This window comes from Streptomyces sp. S6, from assembly GCF_054880855.1.
The window spans coordinates 1-7557 of sequence record NZ_JBTYMC010000314.1 but is presented as its reverse complement, the minus strand read 5'-3'; the positions used below and the strand labels follow the sequence as shown (position 1 = coordinate 7557).

Annotated in this window: 6 protein-coding genes; 2 read left to right on the top strand and 4 right to left on the bottom strand. The window is 72.8% G+C overall.

What is annotated here, in order from left to right; genetic code table 11:
• Positions 1-107 precede the first annotated feature (107 nt).
• Positions 108-2321 (bottom strand): FUSC family protein, encoded by a 2214-nt coding sequence (locus tag ACVNF4_RS29565; protein ID WP_461805948.1) that lies wholly within the window; start codon positions 2319-2321, stop codon positions 108-110.
• Positions 2322-2406: 85 nt separating this feature from the next.
• Positions 2407-3768 (bottom strand): NAD(P)/FAD-dependent oxidoreductase, encoded by a 1362-nt coding sequence (locus ACVNF4_RS29560; RefSeq protein WP_461805947.1) that lies wholly within the window; start codon positions 3766-3768, stop codon positions 2407-2409.
• 242 nt (positions 3769-4010) lie between these two features.
• Between ACVNF4_RS29560 and ACVNF4_RS29555 the strand changes: the two genes are divergently transcribed.
• Entirely contained in the window at positions 4011-4382 is a 372-nt protein-coding gene (locus ACVNF4_RS29555; protein WP_461805946.1) for a PRC-barrel domain containing protein, read from the top strand.
• Positions 4383-4395: 13 nt separating this feature from the next.
• Here the strand turns inward: ACVNF4_RS29555 and ACVNF4_RS29550 are convergent, their stop codons facing one another.
• Positions 4396-6276, bottom strand: a complete 1881-nt coding sequence (locus ACVNF4_RS29550; protein WP_461805945.1) for an AMP-dependent synthetase/ligase — start codon at positions 6274-6276, stop codon at positions 4396-4398.
• A gap of 273 nt (positions 6277-6549) precedes the next feature.
• Between ACVNF4_RS29550 and ACVNF4_RS29545 the strand changes: the two genes are divergently transcribed.
• Entirely contained in the window at positions 6550-7026 is a 477-nt protein-coding gene (locus ACVNF4_RS29545; protein WP_461805944.1) for a pep a2, read from the top strand.
• A gap of 65 nt (positions 7027-7091) precedes the next feature.
• Here the strand turns inward: ACVNF4_RS29545 and ACVNF4_RS29540 are convergent.
• Positions 7092-7557, bottom strand: a 466-nt coding sequence (locus ACVNF4_RS29540; protein WP_461805943.1) for a VOC family protein, incomplete at its 5' end; no start/stop codon positions are given.

Below are 7557 nucleotides of genomic sequence, written 5' to 3'. Positions count from 1 at the left end.
CCCACTGCCTCAGCACCTGTCGCTCGTGATCCGACAACTCGAACTTGGCCAGCTTCGGCCCCGGACGTCCCATGCCGCAATCAACGACGCATCACGAACTCAGGACACTAGGCCGCCACATCCCCCGACTCGGCCTTCACCGGCACCCCCAGCGGACGCGCGAGCCCCACCACCGCCTCGTCCAGCCGTTGCAGATGCCGCAGCACCCGGTCCGTGACCCGGCCGTAGCGCGGCGTGCCGTACCGCCCCGGCCGCAGCAGCGAGGCGATGCTCGCCCCGGTGCGGACGGCCGCCGGCTCGTCCCGGACGTGCGCCGCGACCGCCCCGATGTTGGCCACGATCCGCTCACCCGCCCCGCGCAGCCGGGGATCCGCCGCGATCGAGGGGTGCGTCGGCAGCAGCTCGGCCGTCGCCGCGAGCGACCGTGCGTGATAGGCGCAGGTCTCCAGCAGCGCCACCACGTACCGCGCGGTGTCCTTGCGGCTGCGCAGCGGCGACACCGGATGCGTCAGCGGCTGCGTCGCCGCCAGGAAATCCGCGAGCGCCTGGTCCAGATCCCGCGCCCGCTCCAGCAGATCCTCGGCCTGTGCGCCGCTGAGCTGGTCCAGCGCGCCCGAGGTGACGTCCGCGAGCCGCTCCAGGACCGCTTCGAGGAGTTCGTCGGTCCGCCGGTCCGTGTGCACCGGCAGCACCAGCGCCGCCGCGATCACCCCGCAGGCCGCGCCGAGCGCGGTCTCCTCGACGCGCAGGACCAGCACCGAGAGGCTGTAGGTGTGCAGCAGCGTGTACAGGACGCCGAGCGCGGCCGTCACGAAGAACGACATCAGCGTGTACGACAGGGGCGCCGTGTAGAACATCGCGAACACGCACAGCAGGACCAGCGCGAACGCCGTCCACGTGTGCTGCCCGACCAGCCCCGCCAGCACCAGCCCGGCGACGACACCGAGGACGGTCCCCAGCAGCCGCCGGTATCCCTTGACGAGGATCTCGCCGGTCGACGAGGTGTTGATGAACACGATCCAGCACGTCAGCACCGCCCAGTACCAGCGGTGCGAGGACAGGAACTCGCCGCCCACGATCGCCAGCGACGACCCGACGGCGACCTGCACCGCCGCCCGGGTCGTCGGCCGGGCCAGCCCCGTCGCCTCCGGCTCCTCCTCGGCCTCCAGCGCCGCGTCCTCCGCGTCCAGCTCCTCCCGCGAACGTGCCGTCTCGGCGGAGTCGTCGGCGTCGTCCTGCGGGCCGTCCAGCACGATCCGCAGGCCCAGCACCGCGCGCGCCGCCTCGCCGATGCCCCGGAAGACGTCCTGCACGGCGGGCGGCCCGTCGGGGAGGTTCTCCTCGTCCCGGTAGCCGAGGAGGCGGTTGCGCAGGTGGGAGCGGGAGGGGCCGGCCGCGTCCGGCTCCCGCACCAGCAGGCGCAGCGCGGTGAGGTCGCGGCGGACGGTGTCCCGGGAGGCGTCCCGCGCGAGGTGCCGGCCACTCTCGGGGACGGGGGCGCCGGGGAGGTGCAGGGTGAGGGTGTCGGCGCGCTCCGCGCTGCGGGCCGTCAGCAGGAGCAGGCCGAGACGCTCGGCGGTGATCTCCGCGTCCGCGACACGCCGCTGGACCAGGCGAGCCGAGGCCGCGTCCGGGGTGCCCTCCTCCAGGCGGCCCTGGATCATCAGCGCCGTCTCGTGCAGGCGCGCGGTGCGCTCCCGCAGGTGCTCCAGCGCCTTCTCGACGTCCTCGGGACCGGCGTCCAGCAGCTCCAACTGCGCGTCCATGAGCTGCGCGAGCCGTGCGCGGAACGCCCGGCGCAGCCGCAGGAAGATCCCGGCCGACGTCTGGGGGACCAGCGCGAACCGGGCGAGGGCGCTGCACGCGAACGCCACGACGACCGTCCCGAGGAACCCCGGCAGGTTCCCGGTCCGCACGCCCACGAACAGCGCCACGAAGTGCGTCTGGAACGCGATCATCCCGAGCGCGTGACCCCGGTCGCCGAACCGCCGCCCGTACACCGCGCCGAAGATCAGCACCACGAAGAACACGTCGCCGACGACGAGCAGGGAGTGCAGCAGCGTCGCCAGCGCGACCGACGCGGCGGCCACCGGCAGGCCCAGCGCGAGGGTCACCGCCTGCGGGCCGCGCCGCTTCTCCTGGATCGCGAACGTGGCGACCATCGCCGTGATCGCCCCCGCGACGAGGTGCGACACGCTCACCCCGAACGGTGCCAGCACCGCCAGGGTCAGTGCGATGGCGCCCGTCGTCCGCAGCCCCGCCGCGAGCCTCAGCAGCCCCGGATCCGAGGCCGCCACCCTGTCCCACACCCGTCTGACCACTGTGTTCACGCCGCGTACTTTATGCGGGACGCAAGTCGGGTGGGACGGGGCATCCACATGCCGGTCCGCCCCACCCCCCTCCCGTTCAGTCCTTCCCCGCCCCCTTCACCTGCCGCGCCACCTGCTCCGGCGTCAGATACGTGTCCGTGTACTCGAAGTCCTTCATCCGGGCCGGACGCCGGTACTGGAAGCCGGTGCGGACGAAATCGTCCCCGGCGAGCGCGTTGAGGGTCCAGTTGGTCAGGACCCGCACCTTCGCGACGTTCGTGCGCAGCGCCGACCAGTGGTAGCCGCGCGCCACGGCCTGCGCGGGCACGCCCCGCAGCTCCACGCCCATCGGCTTGGACACCGCGTCCGTCCCGCCGAGGTCGACGACCAGACCGAGGTCCTTGTGCTTGTACGCCTTCGTCCCCTGCCCCCGCAGCGTCGCGATGACGTTGTCCGCGACGACCTTCCCCTGGCGCATCGCGTGCTGGGCCGTCGGCGGGCAGACGGCGCCGTCCTCACCCTTGGCGAGATCCGGCACGGCCGCCGCGTCCCCGAGGGCGAACACCCCGTCGTGCCCCGGCACCGACATCTCCGGCGTGACGGCGAGCCGCCCCCGGACCGTCTCCGCGCCGAGCGTCCCGATCAGCGGGCTCGCGGCGACACCCGCCGTCCAGATCAGCGTGCGCGTCGGGATCACCCGGCCGTCCGTGAAGGTGACCTCCTCGGGACCGGCCTTCGCGATGGACACGCCGAGGGAGATCTCGACGCCCCGCTTGCGCAGCACCTCCTGCGCGCTCGCCCCGAGCTTGTCGCCCAGCTCCGGCATCAGCTTCGGGGCGATGTCGATGAGATGCCACTTGATGAGCTTCGGGTCCAGGCGCGGATACCGCTTGACGGCGTTACGGGTGAGCAGTTGCAGACAGGCCGCCGTCTCGGTGCCCGCGTACCCGCCGCCGACCACCACGAACTGGAGCCGGGAGGCCCGCTCGGCGGGGTCCTCGCTCGCGTCGGCCAGATCGAGCTGCGCGATCACGTGGTCCCGCACGTATGCGGCCTCGGCCAGCGTCTTCATACCGATCGCGTGGTCGGTGAGGCCCGGGATGTCGAACGTGCGGGTGACGCTGCCGGGGGCGAGGACGAGGTAGTCGTACGGCTCGTTGACGAGGTCGCCGGTGATCGTGCGGACCACGCACACCTTCGACTTGAGGTCGACGCCGATCGCACCGCCCGGGATGATCCGGGTGCGGTACCTGCTGCTGCGGCGCAGCGACACGGCGATCGACTGCGGGGTGAGCACACCCGACGCCACCTGTGGCAGCAGCGGCAGGTAGAGCTGGTAGGCGAACGGCGTCACCAGCGTGATGTCCGCCTCGCCCGGGGCCAGACCCCGCTCCAGTCTCCGGACGCAGCCCACGCCCGCGAAACCCGCGCCCACCACCAGGATCCTGGGTCGATCCACGTCGGCCTCCCTTGTCTACGGCACCACACCGATCCCACCGCGCCGGAGGCGCTCGCGCCAGCCGGGAGAGGCATGTTGACGACCCCGGCCCGATAGTCACATGGCCATACCCCCGTCCCTTCGTTCCATGCGTGCCGTACCGCACCCGGATATGCGGCGTCACCACGGCTTCGGGCGGGTATGGGGGAGCTGTACGGACGGCGGCGGGCGGCCGTCCACGGGGTGAAAGGGAGGGAGCCGTGTTGACCAGCGAGAGAATCTGGACGTACGCGCCGGAGTCCGGTCGCGTCGAAGGGCAGGGACTGACCGGCTACACCGTCGTCGCCACGGACGGCACCGTCGGCCGCGTCGAACGCGAAGCCGCACCCCAGGGCATGCGTCACCTCGTCGTCGAGACCGGAGTCTGGGTCTTCGGCCGCAGCGCGGTCGTCCCGGCGGGCACCGTCGCAGGCGTCGACGACACCGGCCGGCGCGTCCTGCTGACGTGCAGCCGCGAGGAGGTGAAGGCCGCGCCGCGCTTCCGCACCGACAGCGAGACCCGCGACCCCCGCTACCTCGCGACCGTCGGCGCCTACTACCTGAGGCTCACCGCGCGCGGCACCGCACCCGCCTGAGCCGCCGGCAGCCTCACCTGAACACGTCGTCGGCGTCGTCCCAGCCGAGGGCGTCCGACGGGATGTGGCGGGGGATCGGGGCGCGGGCCTGGTACATGGCCTCGATCTCCGCCGCCCAGTGCAGGGCGATCGAGTCCCGGCGCAGCTTCATCGACGGCGTCAGCAGCCCGCCCGCCTGGTCGAAGGCGTGCGGCAGGATCCGGAACACCCGGATCGACTCCGCGCGGGAGACGGCACTGTTCGCGGCGGCGACCGCCCGGCCGATCTCCTCGCGCAGGGCGTTCTCCTCCCGCGCCTCACGGCTCGGCAGGTCGCCCTGGAGCGCGAGCCGGGCCCGCCAGTGCGCCAGGAACTCCGGGTCGAGGGTGATCAGCGCGCCGACACAGGGCCGGTTGTCGCCGACCACGACCGCCTGGTGGACCAACGGGTGGACACGCAGCCGCTGTTCGAGCAGCGTGGGCGAGACGCTCTTGCCGCTGGTCGTGACGATGACGTCCTTCTTGCGGCCGGTGATCGTCAGATAGCCGTCCGAGTCGAGACGGCCCAGATCACCGGTGGCCAGCCAGCCGTCGTGCAGCGCCGCCCGGGTCGCCGCCTCGTCGCCCACGTACCCCTGGAACACCGAGGGGCCGCTCACCAGGATCTCCCCGTCGTCGGCGACCCGGACGTCCGTGCCGGGCAGCGCCTGCCCGACCGTGCCCGACTTCTCGCGGCCCAGCGGCTGCGCGGTGATGCCGCCGCCGGTCTCGGTGAGGCCGTAGCCGTCGTTGACGTAGATACCGATGCCCTCGTAGAACAGCGACAGGTCGCGGTGCAGGGTCGAGCCGCCCGAGGAGGCACGCCGGACACGTCCGCCGAGCGTGCCGCGCAGTCTGCGGTAGACGGTCCGCTCGAAGACGGCGTGCTGCATCCGCAGGTCGAGACCCGGCCCCGAACCCCGGCCGAGGCGCTGGCGCTCCACGGACGCCGCGAACTCCCGCGCCGTCTGCGCCGCCCGCTCGAACAGCCCCCCGCGCCCGGACTGCTGGGCGGCCAGCAGGAACCCCTTGTAGATCTTCTCGAACACCGACGGCACCGCGTACAGGTACGTCGGCCGGAACGTGCGCAGCGCCGCCGTGAGCGCCGCCTCGCTCATGTCCGGCTCGTGCCCCATCAAGATGCCGCCGCGGATGCACAGCCCCTGGATCATCAGCCCGTACACGTGCGAGAACGGCAGGAACGCGAGGATCGCGGGCCGCTGTCCGGGGGGTGCGGCCGTGTGTCCCCACCCGGCGAGCAGCGTGTCGCAGGGGCTCGCCAGGCCCTGGTGGGTGAGCGCGCAGCCCAGCGGACGGCCCGAGGTGCCGGAGGTGTAGACGATCGCCGCGGTCGAGTCGGGGAACACGATCCGGCGCAGCGAGTCCACCGTCGTCACCGGCACCGACTCGCCCAGCGCCACCAGCCGGTCGAGGGCGCCCGCGTCCAACTGCCAGACGTGACGCAGCCGGTTCAGGCCCGCGCACACCGAACCGACCGTCATCACGGTCGCCTCGTCCTCCACGACGACCCCGACGCAGCCGGAGTCCCGCAGGATCCACTCGACCTGGTTCCGCGACGACGTCGGGTACACCGGCACGACCTCCGCGCCCACCGTCCACAGCGCGTAGCTGATGACCGTCCACTCGTAGCGGGTGCGCGCCATCACCGCGATGCGGTGACCCGGAGAGATGCCCGACGCGACGAACCCTCGCGCCAGTGCCACGACCTCGTCCCGCAGCGCCGCCGCGCTCACCTCGTCCCACGTCTCGGGGTCCACCGCCGAACGCCGCGCCAGCACCGGCCGGTCGGGGGTGCGCCGCGCCATGTCGAAGACGCTGTCGGCGAGCCCTCCGGTCAGCGGGGACACGTCGCGCATGCGCTGGCTCCTGACAGGAACGGGGAGTGAAGGCCCAGGCCAAAACGGCTGCCGGGGTGCTCGAATCTAGCCCAGCGGCGGGCCCTTGTGACCACGAACGGGCAAGCAATCGACACCGATCCACAACATCGCCTCCACTTTTCGCACCAGGCCTTCGCACCTGGCATGAGCGCGCCGATCACGGGTACACGAGAGGCCCGTGTTGCACGAACGGAGCAACGCCCCCACCGTGGAGGTGACGCGGAAACGAATGGCAGTCAGGAGCCGACGACGATGAAGACCGCCGCTCCCTGCACCTACCACCTCGACGTCGACGTCAGCCCGCAGCGGGCCGGACAGGTCCGGCGCATCCTCGCCGCACACCTGCGGCACTGGGGTCTGGAGACGCTGGCGGAACCCGTCGGGGAGGGCGCCGAGCTGCTGCTCAACGCCATCGACCGGCACGCCGTCGACAAACGCGCGGCGATCGAGATGTGGTGGAACGGCCACCACCTCATCACCGCCGTCGCCGAGCACGACCCCGACCTGCGCCCCGTCCAGGACCTGCGCGCCTGCCTCACCCGCCTCGCCGCCACCAGCGACGGCTGGGGCTGCTGCGCCACCACCGGCGGCACCAAGGTCATCTGGTTCACCCAACGCGCCCGCACGGGCCGCCGCGCCCGCCTGATTCCGGTCCTGCCGATACCGGGCCTGCGCACCAGCCTCGACCTGCCGAGAAGCCTGCCGAGGGCGCTGCCGGCGGCCGCGTAGAGAAGTCCGGGCGGGCATCGCGCGATCGGGCCCGAGCGCCCGCCTCCGCCCTCTCCCCGGCGCCTTCAGTCCCCCCGCTCCGTCACCGTGAACTGCGCCCCCTCCGGGTCCCGCAGCACCACGTCCCGCGCCGACTTGGTCAGGACGCTCCCGCCGTGCAGTTCGGCGGCGCGGGCGCAGGCGGCGACGTCCGGGGCGGTGAAGTGGACCTGCCAGTGGGGGCGGACCGTGGGGTCGGGGGCCGCCTCCAGAGCGCCGGAGCCGATACGGGCGACGTCCGCGCCCCGGCTGCGCAGGACGACCTCGCCGGCCCCGTAGTCGACGTAGTGGACCTCGCAGCTCCCCGGCAGATCGGAGGCCCAGTCCAGGACCTCGCCGTAGAAGATCGCCGACGCGAAGGCGTCCCGGGTGTGGAGGCGGACCAGGGCGGGGGCCGAGCGGCGCCACAGGTCCCAGTCGCCGAACAGCTCGCCCTCCCAGATCCCGAACGCGGCCCCGTCCCGGTCGGCCAGCAGCGCCGCCCGCCCCGGC